The 16,038-nt window shown below is 61.8% G+C and carries 14 protein-coding genes, 1 tRNA gene and 1 pseudogene; 6 read left to right on the top strand and 10 right to left on the bottom strand.

The features are described 5' to 3' along the window. Window positions 1–151: 151 nt before the first annotated feature. Window positions 152–748 carry a recombination mediator RecR gene (gene recR, locus VHN57_RS02155; RefSeq protein WP_278988065.1) on the bottom strand — a complete coding sequence of 199 codons (597 nt, stop codon included), beginning with the start codon at window positions 746–748 and terminating at the stop codon, window positions 152–154. Between the two features lie 180 nt (window positions 749–928). Between recR and fmt the strand changes: the two genes are divergently transcribed. Both fmt and truA read left to right on the top strand, forming a co-directional pair. After that, window positions 929–1,837: a methionyl-tRNA formyltransferase gene (gene fmt, locus VHN57_RS02150; RefSeq protein WP_278988067.1), complete on the top strand. Its 909-nt coding sequence runs from the start codon at window positions 929–931 to the stop codon at window positions 1,835–1,837. Between the two features lie 4 nt (window positions 1,838–1,841). Beyond that, entirely contained in the window at window positions 1,842–2,600 is a 759-nt protein-coding gene (gene truA, locus VHN57_RS02145; RefSeq protein ID WP_278988069.1) for a tRNA pseudouridine(38-40) synthase TruA, read from the top strand. On the opposite strand, the gene VHN57_RS02140 is transcribed toward truA, so the two are convergent. After that, window positions 2,573–3,517 (bottom strand): GGDEF domain-containing protein, encoded by a 945-nt coding sequence (locus VHN57_RS02140; protein WP_278988071.1) that lies wholly within the window; start codon window positions 3,515–3,517, stop codon window positions 2,573–2,575. The two genes, truA and VHN57_RS02140, sit on opposite strands and share 28 nt — an antisense overlap. A gap of 288 nt (window positions 3,518–3,805) precedes the next feature. Beyond that, complete coding sequence (locus VHN57_RS02135; protein WP_037510686.1) at window positions 3,806–4,525, bottom strand: queuosine precursor transporter; 720 nt, start codon at window positions 4,523–4,525, stop codon at window positions 3,806–3,808. 87 nt (window positions 4,526–4,612) lie between these two features. Here VHN57_RS02135 and VHN57_RS02130 point away from each other — a divergent pair. Both VHN57_RS02130 and VHN57_RS02125 read left to right on the top strand, forming a co-directional pair. Then, window positions 4,613–4,689, top strand: a tRNA-Arg gene (locus tag VHN57_RS02130). Window positions 4,690–4,957: 268 nt separating this feature from the next. Beyond that, entirely contained in the window at window positions 4,958–5,110 is a 153-nt protein-coding gene (locus VHN57_RS02125; RefSeq protein ID WP_164522422.1) for a hypothetical protein, read from the top strand. Window positions 5,111–5,614: 504 nt separating this feature from the next. Here the strand turns inward: VHN57_RS02125 and VHN57_RS02120 are convergent. Together VHN57_RS02120 and VHN57_RS02115 are read right to left on the bottom strand one after the other, a co-directional pair. Next, entirely contained in the window at window positions 5,615–5,956 is a 342-nt protein-coding gene (locus VHN57_RS02120) for a PDDEXK family nuclease (RefSeq protein WP_423282566.1), read from the bottom strand. Continuing rightward, window positions 5,946–6,428, bottom strand: a pseudogene (locus tag VHN57_RS02115) (TIGR02594 family protein); the annotation flags it as partial. The pseudogene VHN57_RS02115 and the gene VHN57_RS02120, both read right to left, overlap by 11 nt. Window positions 6,429–6,525: 97 nt before the next feature. Here VHN57_RS02115 and VHN57_RS02110 point away from each other — a divergent pair. Then, window positions 6,526–6,906 (top strand): excalibur calcium-binding domain-containing protein, encoded by a 381-nt coding sequence (locus VHN57_RS02110; protein WP_423282564.1) that lies wholly within the window; start codon window positions 6,526–6,528, stop codon window positions 6,904–6,906. A 292-nt stretch (window positions 6,907–7,198) separates the two neighbouring features. Next, a complete protein-coding gene (locus VHN57_RS02105; RefSeq protein WP_017502136.1) occupies window positions 7,199–7,591 on the top strand; it encodes a hypothetical protein in 393 nt (130 codons plus the stop codon). Window positions 7,592–7,792: 201 nt separating this feature from the next. Here the strand turns inward: VHN57_RS02105 and VHN57_RS02100 are convergent, their stop codons facing one another. The 5 genes from VHN57_RS02100 to VHN57_RS02080 are packed head-to-tail and all read right to left on the bottom strand — an operon-like array spanning window position 7,793 to window position 16,015. Further along, on the bottom strand, window positions 7,793–8,164 hold the full coding sequence (locus tag VHN57_RS02100; RefSeq protein ID WP_423282562.1) for a hypothetical protein: 372 nt from the start codon (window positions 8,162–8,164) through the stop codon (window positions 7,793–7,795). Beyond that, window positions 8,157–8,330, bottom strand: coding sequence for a hypothetical protein (locus VHN57_RS02095; RefSeq protein ID WP_423282560.1), 174 nt, complete (start codon window positions 8,328–8,330; stop codon window positions 8,157–8,159). The genes VHN57_RS02100 and VHN57_RS02095 overlap by 8 nt, the downstream gene beginning before the upstream one ends. After that, window positions 8,327–8,623 (bottom strand): hypothetical protein, encoded by a 297-nt coding sequence (locus VHN57_RS02090; RefSeq protein ID WP_423282558.1) that lies wholly within the window; start codon window positions 8,621–8,623, stop codon window positions 8,327–8,329. The genes VHN57_RS02095 and VHN57_RS02090 overlap by 4 nt, the downstream gene beginning before the upstream one ends. Before the next feature lie 11 nt (window positions 8,624–8,634). Beyond that, the gene (locus tag VHN57_RS02085; RefSeq protein ID WP_423282556.1) at window positions 8,635–15,570 is read right to left on the bottom strand and encodes a phage tail protein; all 6,936 of its coding nucleotides are present in this window, start codon (window positions 15,568–15,570) and stop codon (window positions 8,635–8,637) included. Next, window positions 15,563–16,015, bottom strand: coding sequence for a DUF6950 family protein (locus VHN57_RS02080; RefSeq protein ID WP_423282554.1), 453 nt, complete (start codon window positions 16,013–16,015; stop codon window positions 15,563–15,565). The genes VHN57_RS02085 and VHN57_RS02080 overlap by 8 nt, the downstream gene beginning before the upstream one ends. Window positions 16,016–16,038: the final 23 nt, after the last annotated feature.

Below are 16,038 nucleotides of genomic sequence, written 5' to 3'. Positions count from 1 at the left end.
GACGCGTGGTGATCGCACCATAGGGGCGTTCCTGGTGCGGGACAGAAGCGCGATTGTCGCGTCACAGGGGCGATGCGGGCGCATTTCGCCCAGAAACCCCGATAACGGCGTGAACTTCGGGAGACGCGTGCCCCCGCCTTTGGGCCGTCCCTCAGCCCAGCGGTCGCCGCGCGCGCAGAGCCTGGGCCAACGTACCCTCGTCCAGATAGTCGAGTTCGCCGCCCACCGGCACGCCATGGGCCAATTGGGTCAGGCGGATCGGGAAGCGCTCCAGTCGCTCGGCCAGATAATGGGCGGTGGTCTGCCCCTCCAGCGTGGCGTTCATCGCCAGGACCACCTCGTCGATGCCGCCGACCTCGACCCGCGCGACCAGCGCGTCGATGCTCAGATCCTCGGGCCGCACCCCCTCCAGTGCAGAGAGGCGCCCGCCCAGCACATGGAAGCGACCGGGGAAAAGGCGCGACTTGTCCAGCGCCCACAGGTCCGCAACATCCTCCACCACGCACAGCGCCCGCGCGTCGCGGCGCGGATCGGCACAGATGCCGCAGGGATCGACCGTGTCGACATTGCCGCAGGTCCGGCAGGTGACCAGCCGTTCATTGACCGCCGCCAGCGCGCGCAGCAGCGGCTCCAGCGCGCCCTCGCGCTTCTTGAGCAGATGCAGCACCGCGCGGCGCGCCGAACGGGGGCCAAGGCCGGGCAGTCGCGACAGCGCCTGGGTCAGCGTCTCGATTTCTGGGGATGCCATGGAACCGAGATAAGGGCTTGCAAGTCGTCCCGACAAGAGGTTTGAGAGCGATCTTGGAAATAGGCCCCAGGCAGATTTCAAATGCGGTGCCAGCCCGCTCCCCCACCCGGCCACCCAACGGCAGTATCTTGAAGGGCGGCCGGGTGGGGGAGCGGGCTGGTGCGGGAAGCGGAAAAAACTATGCGTATCATTTACATGGGCACCCCCGATTTCGCCGTTCCAGCGCTCGATGCACTGGTGAAGGCCGGGCATGACATCGTCGCCGTCTATAGCCAGCCACCCCGCCCGGCCGGCCGTGGCAAGGCGCTGCGCCCCTCCCCGGTGCAGGCCCGTGCCGAGCAACTGGGGATAGAAGTGCGCACGCCCGTTTCGCTCAAGGACGAGGCGGTGCAGGCCGAATTTGCCGCGCTCGACGCCGATGTCGCGGTGGTTGCCGCCTATGGCCTGATCCTGCCGCGCGCGATCCTGGCGATGCCGCGCCATGGCTGCCTCAACATCCATGGCTCGCTGCTGCCGCGCTGGCGCGGCGCCGCGCCGGTGCAGCGCGCGATCCTGTCCGGCGACAATGTCACCGGCGTCACCATCATGGACATGGAGGCCGGACTCGACACCGGCCCGATGCGCGCCAAGCATGTCACCCCGGTCGAGGACAAGACGGCCGGCGAACTGACCGAAGAACTGGCGCAGGCGGGTGCCGAGCTGATGGTCGATGTGCTGGACGATCTTGCCGGCCATCCGCCGGTGGTCCAGCCTGAAGAGGGCGTCACCTATGCCGCCAAGATCGACAAGGCGGAGGCACGGATCGATTTCAGCCGCGACGCGCATCAGATCGAGCGCCAAATCCGCGCCTTCAACCCCTTCCCCGGCGCCTTCTTCGAATATGGCGCCGAACGCTTCCGCATCCTCGCCGCCACGGTCGAGGATCATGCCGGGCCGGCGGGCGAACTGCTCGATCACAGCCTGCTGATCGGCTGCGGCCATGGCGCGATCCGTCCGACGCTGATCCAGCGCGCGGGCAAGGCGGCGATGTCGGCGGGTGAATTGCTGCGCGGCTTCGACATGCCCACCGGCAGCCGGGTCGACGCCTGAGCCGATGGCCCGTTTCGCCTTCACCGTCGAATTTGACGGCCGTCCCTATATGGGCTGGCAGCGTCAGGCCCATGGCCCCAGCGTCCAGCAAGCGATCGAGGATGCGATCCATGCCGTCACCGGCGAGCGCGCGATCCTGCACGCCGCCGGCCGCACCGATGCCGGCGTCCATGGCCTGGCCATGCGCGCCCATGCCGATGTCGAAAAGCCGCTGACGCCCTTTCGCCTGATGGAGGCGATCAATGCGAAGCTGCGGCCCCATCCGGTCGCGATCCTCGCCTGCGAGGAAGTCGCGCCGGGCTGGCATGCCCGTTTCAGCTGCACCGGCCGCGCTTATGTCTACCGCATCGCCAATCGCCGCGCGCCGCTGACCCTGGAATCGGGGCTCGCCTGGCGGGTGATCCAGCCGCTCGATGCCGACGCCATGCATGACGCCGCGCAGATACTGGTGGGTCATCATGACTTCACCACCTTCCGCTCGGTCCATTGCCAGGCGGCCAGTCCGCTGAAGTCGCTGGCGATGCTGGATGTGGAGCGACAGGGCGATCGCATTGCCATCCGGGCGGAGGCGCGATCCTTCCTCCATCATCAGGTTCGCTCAATGGTCGGCTGTCTCGCCATGGTCGGCATGGGCCGCTGGAGCGCCGATGACCTGCGCGATGCGCTGGAGGCACGCGACCGCGCCCGGCTGGCGCTCAACGCGCCGCCGGACGGTCTCTATTTCGTGCGTGCCGATTATAGCAGCGCGGTGGTCACCAGCTGATTCTTGCCGGCGCGCTTGGCCGCCAGCATCGCCTCGTCCGCGCGCGCCACGATGCTGTCCAGTTCGGTGTCATCGTCGGGGATCAAGGTCACCAGGCCAAAGCTGCCGCTGACCCCGCCATGCGCGCCGCCCAGCGTCATCAATTCGACGCGCAGCGCCTCCCCCAGATCCACGCCTTCCTCGTCGACCAGCAGCACGAACTCGTCGCCGCCCATTCGCGCCACGACATGGCGAGTGGCGACCATATCCTCGATCAGCCGCGCCACCTCGACCAGGCAGCGATCGCCGGCGCTATGCCCGCGACTGTCGTTCAATTGCTTGAACCCGTCGAGGCCGAGATAGATCAGGCTGACGGCGCGATGCACCTCGGCTGCCTGCCGCAACAAGGCCCGCGCCCGCACCACAAAGCCACGGCGGTTGAGCAGGCCGGTCAGCGGATCATGGATCGCATCGAAATGGGCCTGCCGCATCTCCGACAGATCCTCGACCACGGCGACATAGAATTCGGGCGCGTCCCGCTCGTCGCGAACCAGCGCCACGGTGAGGTTGATCCAGACCAGCGATGCGTCGGCGCGGATATAGCGCTTCTCCAGCGTATAGCGCTGCAACTCGCCCCGGTGCAGCCGTCCGAGCAGCGCGACATCCACATCCAGATCATCGGGATGGGTGATCTGCTGAAAACCCAGCCGCATCAGCATCGCGGCAGGATAGCCGGTAATCTCCTCAAAGCGGGGATTGACGGTCAGGAAGCTGCCGTCGAGCGCGACATGGGCAATGCCGACCGGCGCGTGTTGGAAGGTCGCCTGGAACCGGCGCTCCGCATTGGCCAGATTGGCCTGGATCGTCTGCGCCTCCTGGCTCAGCGCGCGCGCGACATGGGTCAGGCGGTCGATCCGGCAGATCGCGTCCGCAGTCATCACGGGATCGCGATCAGGGACAATGGACTGGGCGGAGGCAATGGGCACGATGGGCGACTATTCTTTCCTGACTTTGTCGCTTCCTCCTGCGCCCAACAAGGTAAAGACTCTCTTTAGATTACATAATTTACTGGCTCCAGAGTAGGTTTGAGAAAGCCGGTTCCGGCCCGCTCCCCCGCCCAACCACCCGACAGGATGACACTGGATCGGGTGGTTGGGCGGGGGCGCGGGCTGGAACCGTACCGAAAAATCGCCCTTTCGCGATTTTTCAAACAGGCTTTCGGATCGTCAGAGCCGGGTACGGAACGGGGTGAAGTCGGTGCCCGCATCATAGACGTCGAGCCCCTCGCGTCGCTTGAGGCCATTCACCACCACATAGGTGACGGGCGTGAGCACCGCTTCCCAGCCGACCTTCATCGCCCAGTTGGTGACCATCACGGTCAGCACCTGCGTCGTGGTCCAGTCGCCATAGAAAGCGAGCGGGTAGAAGAGCAGGCTGTCCACCCCCTGCCCCACCACCGTCGAGCCGATGGTGCGCATCCACAGATGCCGTCCCTGGGTGATGATCTTCATCTTGGCCAGCACGAAGCTGTTGGCCAGTTCGCCCGCCCAGAAAGCGCAAAGCGAGGCAAAGACGATCCGCCAGGTGCTGCCAAACACCGCCTCATAGGCTTTCTGGTCGGGCCAGCCCTCGGCCGGCGGCAAGGCCACCACCACCCAGCTCATCAGCGCCATGAACAGCATCGCTGCAAAACCCGCCCAGACGCAGCGCCGCGCCCGTGCATAGCCATAGACCTCTGTCAGCACGTCGCCGATCACATAGCCGAGCGGAAAGAAGAGGATGCCCGCGCCAAAGGTCACGCCACCCAGCGACGACAGCTTGGCCGCGCCGATCAGGTTGGACAGCAGCAATATGGCGACGAAGGCCGCCATGAAGAAATCATAATAGCGCAGCGGCCGTGCGCCCAGCACGGTCGCGTCGATTTTCCGGATGCCCGCGTCGCTCATCCTTCGATGAATATCCCGCCGACACACGATTGCAACGGCTGCGAGAGATTGCGCCGCGGCCCAAGCCCCGCTATCGCTCCCGCGCACGGCCCCGTAGCTCAGTTGGATAGAGCATTCGCCTTCTAAGCGGATGGTCGCAGGTTCGAATCCTGCCGGGGTCGCCAAATAATCCAGCAAAAACAATGAATTAAAAAGGCGGAAGATCGTCTCAGGCTGTCCAGCTACACCTTCGGGACACGGCTAGAACACGGTCGGCAGATCAGGGCATGGCGCAAGGACACGCCCCCGGTAACGATTCGCGCGCGGACATAAATGCGGACACACCCGACGCGGAAGAATCACCCGCCGCCCCAACGCCTTGATCCCGCACCAGCCTTTCCAGGCGACCGTTACGCCTATCAATGCTATCGTCTCGTCGTAAGGAAACCTCGGGTGGACGATCACCTCAAAGCAGCAGCGCAGGCGTCGGCGATGACGAATTCGCAATTGATCGCGGTTCGTAATCGGATCGTGGACATCGACAATCTGACCAGCCAGCAACAGGCGGTGATCGACGAGATCAAGCGCCGCGCGATCAACACCTGATGCGCAGCGGCCCCGACATCGCGCTGACCATCGAGGCGTTCGTTCTGGCCGTGATGATGTTCGTCGCCGCGATCAGCGGGATCGTCCGACTGATCGACTGACCGCGCAACCATCGACGGAAACGGTCGTTTCGTCCCGACCCGCCCATGTTGGAGATACACTCGTTGCGCCGCCCCGACACCGATGCCACTAACCGAACGCGATCGATCGCCGATACAATCCTCGCGCTGGCAGTGCTTTGCGCATATGCGGCAGCCGCCATGCTGGGCTTGATGCGATAGGCGCGGAACAGACGCGAGCAGAAAGCGTTTGTCGGTCTCCTCTCTAGCTTGACTATGCCCCGCCGACTTTGGCGGGGTATTTTTTTGAAGGCGAACGTTTGAATCATCACCAATATGATCGCGATCGATCGTCGCTAGTCCTCAAAGTCCAGGCAGTCTTCCTGGCCGCCATGATGATCGGATCGTCGGCCGCAGGCCTTTACAGCCTGCTCTAACACTCGCGTCAGGCCGGACCCTGGCGCCAGGCGATCCCATGTCGATCGCACCAGGCCGCATACGTCGTCGAACTGTTCGGCGAGATTTTCAGCCGAGGGTTCTGAAACCACATCTCGATCGTCCAATCGAGATGCTGGTCGCGAACGGCGAGAACCTTCCTTCGGTCCTCTGCGAGAAAACGACCCTTCGCCTCGATTATCCGCTTTCCCGCAACATCGACGAAATCGGGCAAATAGGTGTGATGGATGACGTATGGCAGCTTGATCGCTTCGTGCGCGAATTCGGCCGGGACGAGCGCGGCGCAACGGGCTTCGAATTTCGACCGGTAGCGCGGGGCGTCAGGCTTCATTCGTCGAAACCTTCGCGCCCGCTGAATTGAGCACCGGTGCCAGCGCAATCGGCTTGGCGGCCCCCTTCGGCCATCGCATCGAAACGCATCGGCCGCGTTCGATCCAGGTCTCGTTGACCGAATTCGACTGGTTGCCACCCAGAACGCGGAACAGCCGACCGTCAGCGGAAACGCCAGTCAGAAACGCGACGTGACCGCCACCCGGACGCTGGAACCGGACGATAGCGCCGAGATACGGTTTGCTGACCGGTTCACCGAAAGCGTCCCAAGACGATGCCCGGACGGCGATTTTCGGCGGCTGGAAACCAGCTTGTGAAACGACGTGCGCGGCGAAGGTGCCGCACCAAGGTGTCTCGTCGTCGGTAACGCTAATGCCGAGGATTTTGGGACCAAGCGCTTTGATCCACGACATGATCGTGGGGCTGTGTTTCGGGCCGACGATTTCGGGGACGCCGACCAGAGTGCGGGCATAGGTGAGCCAGGACGGCTCGAACGGTTGGGGACATGACCCCTATTTATTATGACGCAGGCGTAGCGATTACTTTACCAGCGCGCGATACAACGGCCGCATGCGACAATCCCCCTTATTTTTGGTCGGCGCGCTTGCGGTCGGTTTGGTGGGCGGGACGATGCTCCCGCGCAAAAGCCAGCCCCTCGCCGAAGCAAATGCACCCGAGGAAAATTGGACCCCTCGCGACACCATCCCCCGCGATCGGCCGATGTCAGCCGATGAACTAGATCAGCAGCAGCCATCTTCATCATCATCCGGTGGTGTCGCCCGTCCAGCCAATCCCCCGGTTCAATCCGGAGGCTCGACCTGGTCATATCGAAACTGTCGGGAAGCCCGCGCGGCAGGTGCTGCCCCGATCTATCGTGGCCAACCAGGATTTGGGGATCATATGGACGGTGACGGTGACGGCATCGCATGCGAGCCGTATCACCCGCGATAAGGCGATGGTTCGCTACCGACCAGATGCGCACGCTTGATCATGCTCGTGTTTATGCTGATTGACCCTATCGCTCGCTCCGCTAGGCTGCGGACGATCCCGGCCACAAACACCCCTTATATTCCCCCCGAATATGGTGGGCCGGGATCAACCCACTTTGGCGCATGGACAGATGCGGACGGTCTGTAAGCAACCAATCCCCGGCATCTTGCCGGATTGCCGCCTCGCTCAAAAGCGGACGCTAACGGAAAACACCTGTTTGTCAGTCATGACTTTTTGAGGATATCGCTGTCGCATGGAAACGCGACTAGACCTTCGATTCCGGCTCGTCTCGGGGCTGTATCTGGCTTGCTTCGGGATTGGCGCGTTCAATCATGCACGTGATTTCTTGGCCTATGGCTGGCGGCCTTATAGTTGGGGGCCAACGATCCTCGAAATATTCTGGACCTCGCTAATCCTTCTGGATTTGCTCATTATCGCCCTGCTTCTTTCACGATTTAAGCGGTCTGGCCTGCTGTTGGCGGGAGCGATCATGATTGCCGATGTGGTAGCAAATACTTACGCGCTGGTGGTCCTGAAAATTGCGGCGTTCGGTGTCGCCGTGCCGCTCCAAGCGACATTTCTAGGTTTCATACTTGGCTCAATTCCCTTCATTTGGCCTAGGAAAGCGGTGACCTTGGCTACCTGACGGCAATCATATGTTTGACCGGCAGGTTTTGGCGGGCTGACGAAACGTTGCTATAGGCCGTTTCTAATGACCGAAAAACACTGCCGGATTGCAAAACTGTCCGGCAACCTCGCAAAAACGGTTTTCCGTCACGTGCAATGGCTGCTTGTCGGGCGACGTGCCTCGAAAGCCGCCAGTCCGCTCACCACCCATGCCAGGCGCTTATCGGGATGCAGTCACGCGCATAGGTGCATGCTGCGGGATAGGCGTCATAGCGATCTGAAAGCCGAAATATCCAGCGATGCCAATCGCAATACCGACGGCGATTTTCATGAAGCTGCCAGCTTCGATCCACCCCCGCGCCTTCCCTTCGACGGTGGTGCGCCACGTCTTGAGGTCGGCTAGATCGGCCTCGACGATGCGATAGCCGGGGATCATGGCCGCACGGTCGGCCTCGATCGTGCGAACAGCGCCCTCCACCGATGACAGCCGACTTTCGTGCGCGTCCTGGCGCTGGACGATGGCGGAAAGGGTCGCCTGGATGCTATCCACTTTCCCTTCCAGCCGTCCAAGGATCAGGCTGGTGTCATCCACCGTTCGCAAGGCAATCCGCAATAGCGACGATGATCGAACCCACGACGCCGCCACCCGCAACGCGGATGATGTTCGTTACGATGGCGGATCGAATTGGCGGCAGGTGCCACAGCCAAATCGCTGCGGCCCCGACCTTTTCCGCCACGCTTTTCAAACGGTCGATCACGCGGGCGATACCGGGAGCGTCGGCGTAAAGGTGCCAGCCGCCGACAGCGGCTCTTCACCGTCCCAACCCCGGCGCACGTTTTCCAAAGCGACCCGGCGCGTCTCAAGCTGCATTCGGATGCCCGACATGCTAGACATGGCTTGGCCGACCACCTGGGCGGTCGGATAGTCCTGCTCCAACGTCGCACCCTGGGCGCTGGCGCGGAGAGCGTCGATGTCGGCGATCAGCGCTTCAAGCGTGGCGATCGAAAATGCGTTGACCTCGCGAAGGGTCGTTTCTGCTGTGATATCCATGTCGGTATTTATCATTCGACAGTGCTGACCCCGACGCGCTGCGTCACGTTCGCCCCCGATCCCAGATTTCGCGTGATGTCGGCACTGTATGTGCGCGACGCAGTGTTGTGTTCGGGATCGGTATAGGTCAGCGACGCCGCATAGCTGTAGGTCCAGGTTATCCGGCCGCCGCTATCACCAGGCATCGGACGAACGCCTTCCAGCGACAGAAGCCCGGTCCCACCGGCCTGGCTGGCGACCAGCGCACCGTTTCGACGAAGGTTCAGCACGACACCATTACCGTCTAGGCCGATCGACTTCGACCCTGTCCAGCTATCGCCGCCGCTCGCCTGTAGATACTGCCGCCCGAACGAGTCCAAATCGGCGTCGAACGCGTTTCGCCCCTGCGTCGTCGCCGCGTAGGTCTGCTCGCTGGTGTAGCTGTATGTCCAGGACGCGTTCGCGACGATCATGCCACCGTTCGAACCGAACGTGCCGGTCGAAACCGAGGCATTATTGGCAAGACTGCTGGTCTGCTGGCTATTGCGGATCGACCCCGCGAGCAGCGTGCCGCCGAAAAATACGTCGCCGTTAACACGAACATATTTCTTAGCGTTCGCCTCGCTGCACTGGTTGAGATCAGCGAAATATGGGCCGGTCCACTCGACGAACCGGTTACCAGCACCGAAGGGCTGACCGTAAACCGACATCCACGACGAGCCATCGGTCGCGATCATACGGCCGTTGATGAACTCCATCCGCGCGCCACCACCCGGTTTCAAGATGCGAAAACGGTCGGCCGACACAGTGAAATCGGACGACTGGCCGTCATTGCTGGTTTCCCAGCCGCTGACGTAGCCGTTGACATCAAGCTGGACGGCAGCACGGGCCAGCGCCTGATTGGCTTTGCCATCGGTCGAAGAAAGCGCGGAATTGATGGTCGATATCGAAGCGCCATTCGCGGCAACCGTGGTCGTCAGATTTGCCAGGCTGGTGTTAGCAGTTGCGATTGCGTTCTGGTTCGTCGCGATCGACGAAGACATGTTCGCGAGCATCTTACCAGGGCGACCAGGCGAATAGGCGGCAGGCGACGGCGCGTTCTCAAAAGTCTCGCGCACCTGGGGCTGGAGGAACCACGCATAGCTATCCCCCTGCCCCGCGATCGTGGCGAACTTGCGCATGATGAAGTTCGCACGAACGGCGCCTGATGGCGACTTCGCTTTGAAGCCATATCGGGTAAAGCTACCGACTGTGTTGCCACCCGAACTCGGAACGAATGACCCCGTAGAAGGCGCGCCCCATGGCGTTTGACCGTTCGCATCAATCCACTGAATGTAGACTTCGATCGCCTGGGTGCGATGGGCAGCGACGCGACCAGACACGTCATACCATGTGTCGCCGCGAATGTTGATCGTCTGCGTCCACTCGCTGTAGCCGCTGGACGTGCCATTGTTCTGACGGATCGCCAGGACGTTCTCTTCGATCGGATGCCACCCATCGCCCGCAAGGTTCAGGTCGAAATCGACGCCCGATATCGCGGAATAATAGTTCCAGTTATCTCGGGTCTGGAAATCGGTATTCGACAACAGATTGCCACCCGCTGTCGAGTAAGACGCGACCAATAGCGCCGTGGACGACACGCTGGCAGCGAGATCGGTCACGGCGGCCCTGTTTGCGGCGGTTTGCTCCGCATAAATCCGGGTCGTGTTCTCGCTGGTAAGGTCGCGAATTTCGATCTGCTGGACGAAATAGATGCCCCGGCTGTCCAATCGGAACAGCGGCCGCACCCATGCACAACCTTGATCGATCAGTGTGTTCGCATTGATGTCGAGTGTGTGTGTAGCCCATTGCCCGGTTCCCCAACCCGCCTGTCCAGACGAGATCGTCACCCCCAGATTAACGTCATTATACTGGCTGTTGTCGGGCTTGATACCAATCGCAAACATCGACGCATTGACGCTCTCGCCACTCTGGTAACCTACCAGCAGCCACTTCACCGTGATGCGATACGTCTTGTCACGGACCAGCGCGAGACGCCCCTTGGTGGACATATGCGGGCTGAAAGCCGGATCGTTCTGGACTTGGACTATGCGCCCAAATGTGGGGTTGTCATATGCGTTATAGCGGCTGTCATCCGCGAGGGTGTTGGTCCCGTTGGTATAATCCCAAGTGAAGTTGCGGAGGTCACCAAACGTCGAAGGCAGCGTCGATTGCACGACCGTTTCGGCCATTAGCCGCTCCGCGCGCGCCGCAGCGGCGTGCTGACCGGCCTGATCGTTTGCCGACTGCGCGGACGCGGCACTGCCCGCCGATGCATTAGCGGATTGACCCGATTGGTCGCGATATTGTGCGCCTAGGTTTGTCTGATCGGTAGCCGTCTGCGCGAAACCAGCAGTGTCGTCGCGAATGATGACGGTCTGATCGCGAAGGGCTTCGGTAGCGCCACGCGCAGTCTCGGCCGCAATTCTATCAGCTTGCGTGGCTGCTGCGTTTTGGCCTGCTGCATTATTGGCAGCGCTTGCGGACGCGGCATGTTCAGCGCTAGCTTGTGCCGATCCCTCCGCATTTACCTCGCCGGTAACGTCGCGGATTTCGAGGGTTTTGTAAAAATAGACGCCTTGGGAATCGAGGCGGAACAGCGGGCGAATCCACTGACAGCCCTGGTCCATCAAAGAGTTCGATGTAACGGTCAGGCTTTGGACTGCCCATCCCGAACCCCAACCGGCCCAACCCGGCGCAATGGTGCAACCGGTCTCAATATAGCCATTCGCGGTCCCGTTCGCGTGGATACCGACCGCGTATAGCGCGCCATTGACTGGATTTTCGCTGGGCTGTTGGCCCACGAGCTTCCAGGTGATCGTGATTTTGTAGGTTTTGTCCCGAACAAGCGGCTCGCGACCAACCGATGCAACGTGGGGCGCCCAAGCCGGATTGTTCCAGACCCGCAGAACACGGCCTTCTGAACTGTCGTCGTAAGCGGTAAAACGGGAATCGCCCTCGTATGATCCGGTTCCGCCGCCCCAATCACCGGTCCACATCGAAATGTCGGTGAAATCGGAGGGCATCATCGCTTGGGCAGTCGCCCGCGCCGTCAGTTTTGATTTTTCTGCCGCCGCAGCCTGTTGCTCCGCATTGTTCGAATACGATGCAGCACCCGCCTCGTGGGCGGCACCAGCTTCGGCGCTGCGCTGAGCATTATCCGAATTCGTTTTAGAGGCCAGGTTCGACACTTCAGCGGCTTGGGCAGATTGCCCTGCTGCATCGTTCTCGGCGGAAGCTGTAGCCGCATGGGCAGCACTAGCGTCAGCAAAACCGCTCGCGCGTGTTTCCTGGGTGATATCTTCCATGCGGATACTGCGCCAGTTGACGCCGTGTCCGGCCACGCCCCAGTTTCCATCGCTGTTCAGGAACGGACGGATCGCCACCACATTCTGCGGCAGGGTCAGAATGAAAGAGAAATCTCCGTAGCCGGTATGGGCGGGTCTAGCCTGCCAATAAACGTAGGATAGTGATCCGTCCGCTCGTTGGAAATTCAAGCCAGCACCGGCTGGGAAATCAGCATAAGCGGCTGCGTTGCCAGAGACGCGGATGTTCCGGTTGGACCAATCGCCGGGGATCATGTCCCCCTCGGTCAAATCACGGTCGGTCTGCTGAAGGACGTAGGCATTAATCGAGCTATCGTATTGAACGGTCCCAGAACCGCCCCAATCGCCACGGCCGGTCGCGTCGAATGTGGCCTTGCCGACGATGTTGCCACCGGCACGGGACGCAGCGATGTTCGCGGCACGGGCCGCAATTCCCGCCTGCTCAGTGACTGTGCTGACCTGGCCCGAAACGGTTTGTTGGACAGCGACGGACTGATCTCGATATGTCTTCGCATCACCACTGGCGGTCTGCGCGAGAATTCGGTCGGCTTGAGTGGCCGCCGCATTTTGGCTGGAGGCGTCTTCGTGCGCTGCGGCTGAACGATCGCTTTCCGCACTCGCCTGCGCGTGACCGGCCGCGATAACCTCTCCAGTCACATCTTCGAAACGGATCGACTGGAAATCATAGACACCTGGCGAATTCAGCCGGACCAGGACACGCGCGCGGGCAGATTGTGGATTTCCGTTCGCAAGTTCATCAGACGAGAATTCATAGATGGCGGTAGCAAATCCGTTGTTGCTGCCCCACCCCTCTGCATTGACGGTGATCCCGAAATTTTTCGCGGCGTTGTTGAACTGGCCGCCTGCCAAGCCGGGCATGCCGATCCTGAAAATCTGCATTGCGGGGACGCCAGCATAGCTATCTACGACGCGCCATTTGACGGTGATCCGCATTTTACGACCCGCGACGATCGGGATCGATCCGGCATTTGCGATATCCTTTTCGCCACCCGCATTCGTGACGCGCGCAACCCGGCCATATTCGGTATCAAGGTGCGTCCAATCCGAGGACATCGCAGCCGATCCGGTTGCCCAGTCTGCACCCCAATATTCGAAGCCTTGGGCGAAATCGTGCGGCAGCATCGCCGCAACAGTGGTCTTCGCGGCGATCTTGCTGGCGTCGGCGGCAGCAGCCGAGCGTCCTGCCTCCTCGCTCCTTGCAGTGACAATCGCAACATTGTTGGCAACGCTCTGGGCCGAACCATCGGCGGACTGGGCGGCCTGCTGCGCCTGATCGCGCACCTGTTCGGTCGCGGTCTTGAGCACTTCAGTCGCGGCTTTTGTTGCCGCCGTATCTTGGGAAAATTGTTGGGTTTGATCGCGGGCAGATAGGACAATGGCTTTCGCCTGATCGATGGCCTGCGCTGCGATCTGCGCCTGATCGTTTGCGGCAACGCTGTTCCCTGCCGCCATCTCGGCAACCGTCGCATAGTCACGCGCGCTGTCAGTAGAACCATAGGTTTCGACAAGCTGGTCAGTCGTCTCCTTTTGGGCAGCCACGTCGGCATCAAGCTGGGCAAGCTGCTGGTTCAGAATCGATGTCTGGCTGACGGCCGAATTAGCGGCTTCCTGCGCCTGCTGCGCGGTGTCGATTGCGGTGGTGGCGTTTTCGCGCGCCTGGCCATCGACGATCTCGATCGCAGCCGACACGACATCCGCGCCAACCCACTCGCTGTAAACGCCGGTATCCATACGATAGCGGGCACGCACGGCGAGATCGACGCCGCCAACATTGCTGCCGAAGCGGAACACGCCGGACACGGGATCGTGGATAGCCGCCTGTTCGGTCCAAGCGATGGCGCCGGTCGGTCGGCTCTCGATCTGGATACCGACGATGCGCGCGGACGGTGCGGGAAGCCAAGTGACCTCGACTTCGCTGACTTGCTGACCGCCAGCCCCTTCGACGACGGAACTGCTGACCGTGAGATTTTCCGGCGCGATCGCGTCGCGCGGATTATAGCCGTCCGGGCGGATCGTCGCGGGCAGCGGTTTCTCTTCTCGGTCCCAGGCATAGACTTCGCTGGACTCTTCGCGAAGCGCCATCGTGAAGAGAAGATCGTGGGTCTCGACCTGCTCGATCACCCTGAACAGTTTCCGGTTCCAACCGCGTTCGGGAAGCGACATGGTGATCAGCGAGCCGACCTGGACGCGGAAGGCTTTCGGACCAAAGGTCGCGCTGAAAACGCCAGGCGTCTTGGCCTCGCGGAGCAGCCATTGCTTCGCGATACGCTGGCAAGTCTCTGCGCGGGTGACCAGGCCAAGATCGAGGGACAGGGTGCGCGGGATCGCGTCCGGTAGCGGATCGGTTTCGACCACCCCCCAATCGACAAGCTGATAGAGCGAGGACGGATCGGCAAAGCGACCGCGCACGATGTTGTGCAACTCGCGGGTCGGCGGCGCCGGTTTCCACAGATACGGGGATGCCGATCCGGCTGCGGCGACCAGGTCGTTTTCGTCAAAATCGACCTTTGGGCCGAGCGTGTCGTCGTAACCGCCGACAAGCTGATAGACGCCGGACGTATCGACCAGCTTGCACGAACCCATGGCTGCCGAAAGGCCATTTATGACGGTTTCGTGCGGGTCAGCGGTCGAAAAGGTGCCATCGGCGGTGTAGCGCTGGACCGTCGCGCCAGACTGGGTCAGGACGCGCTCTTCGCAAAGGTTGGCGTAGGCGCGGAAATTGTCGAAATCGATGCGATGGGCCGGGATGCCCATGCCCCAAACCAGCTTGTTGTTGATCCGGTAACCGAGCAGATAGGTCAGCAGCGCCAGCGCGGGATTGCGGCCAATCTCGGTCGAACCTTCGCGGAAGGTCCAAGTCGATTGATCCACAATACGATGGGCACCTGATCCACCGTTGGTGCTATCGCGGCGGGGATCGTAAAGCGGACAGCCCTCGACGATCGTGGTGTAACGAGATGGGATGCCGCTCGGCCAAACCTTCGAATCCAGCTTGTATCGGGTGGCGAGATAGGCGCAGCCGATGAAGGTCGATTGCGGGGTCCAATATTTCCCCGATCCCCAGGAAAATCCGTTTCCGGGCTTGCCTTCGAGACAGGTCTGGACGGCCAGAACGCCACCATCGTGGCTATCGACGATCGCGCCGTTCGCCCAAGTCCGGGTCTCTTCGAGATACCATTCCTTGACCGCATTGATCCGATGGCTCGCGAGCGCGATGATCTGCGCGTAACCGTCCTTTTTCGAACCGGCGCGGTCGAACGTTTCTGCAAAGCGCACGTCCGAACCGCCCGCCGTGGTGCCAAAGATGATCTTTCGCGGGGCGCTGGGAACGACGCTGGTGTGAAGACGATCGACCAGCGACTGCGACATCGACGGAGCCTTGCGCAGCACCGACGCGGCCGCAGCCATGCCGAGGCTGACGCCAAGTCCGACTAGCGATGACGTGATCGTGGCGAGCGTGGCCGCCGTGACAGTCGCGCCAAAAATACCCGATGCGCCAATGGCGGCAGCGATCTGCGGGGCAAAGACGACGATCGCCACCGCAACGGCGACGACCAGGACGGTCGTGACAACTTTACCCATCGATCGCCACCGACGCTTCGAAGGGCACGCTGAAGGCGTATTTCAGGGAAGCGGTCGGGACCGGGATCAGTCCGACCTGGCCAGGGCCTTCCCCGACAAAATAGCTGTAGGGGCCGACGCAGATGCCGCACGCCAGGTTTGCGTTCATGACGATGTCGCCGCGTTGGGCGAGATGGATCGACTTGGATTTACCAAGCCACGACACGACCGTCCGAAGGAGCGTCCCCGCCCCGTGTTCGCGCAACGCTTCGGCCGCGCCGGTCTTGGTGTCGTATCGTCCGCGAAACGCTTCACCGGGATCGAACCCGGTCATCGCCCGGATACAATCGGCGGCAAACAGGGCGCAGTCGTGACGACCCCATTTGAAGGGTTCGTCGTTTACGCGGTCGAGGTAGGTGCGGAGGCGATCTTCCCAATCGCCATATCTGTGGGACGCAAGCTGCATCCCATATTTAGCTTAACCGCCCT

The organism is Sphingobium salicis subsp. salicis (assembly GCF_049472635.1).
GTDB classification, from domain to species: Bacteria; Pseudomonadota; Alphaproteobacteria; order Sphingomonadales; family Sphingomonadaceae; genus Sphingobium; species Sphingobium yanoikuyae_A.
This window is presented reverse-complemented; position numbering and strand designations above follow the sequence as displayed.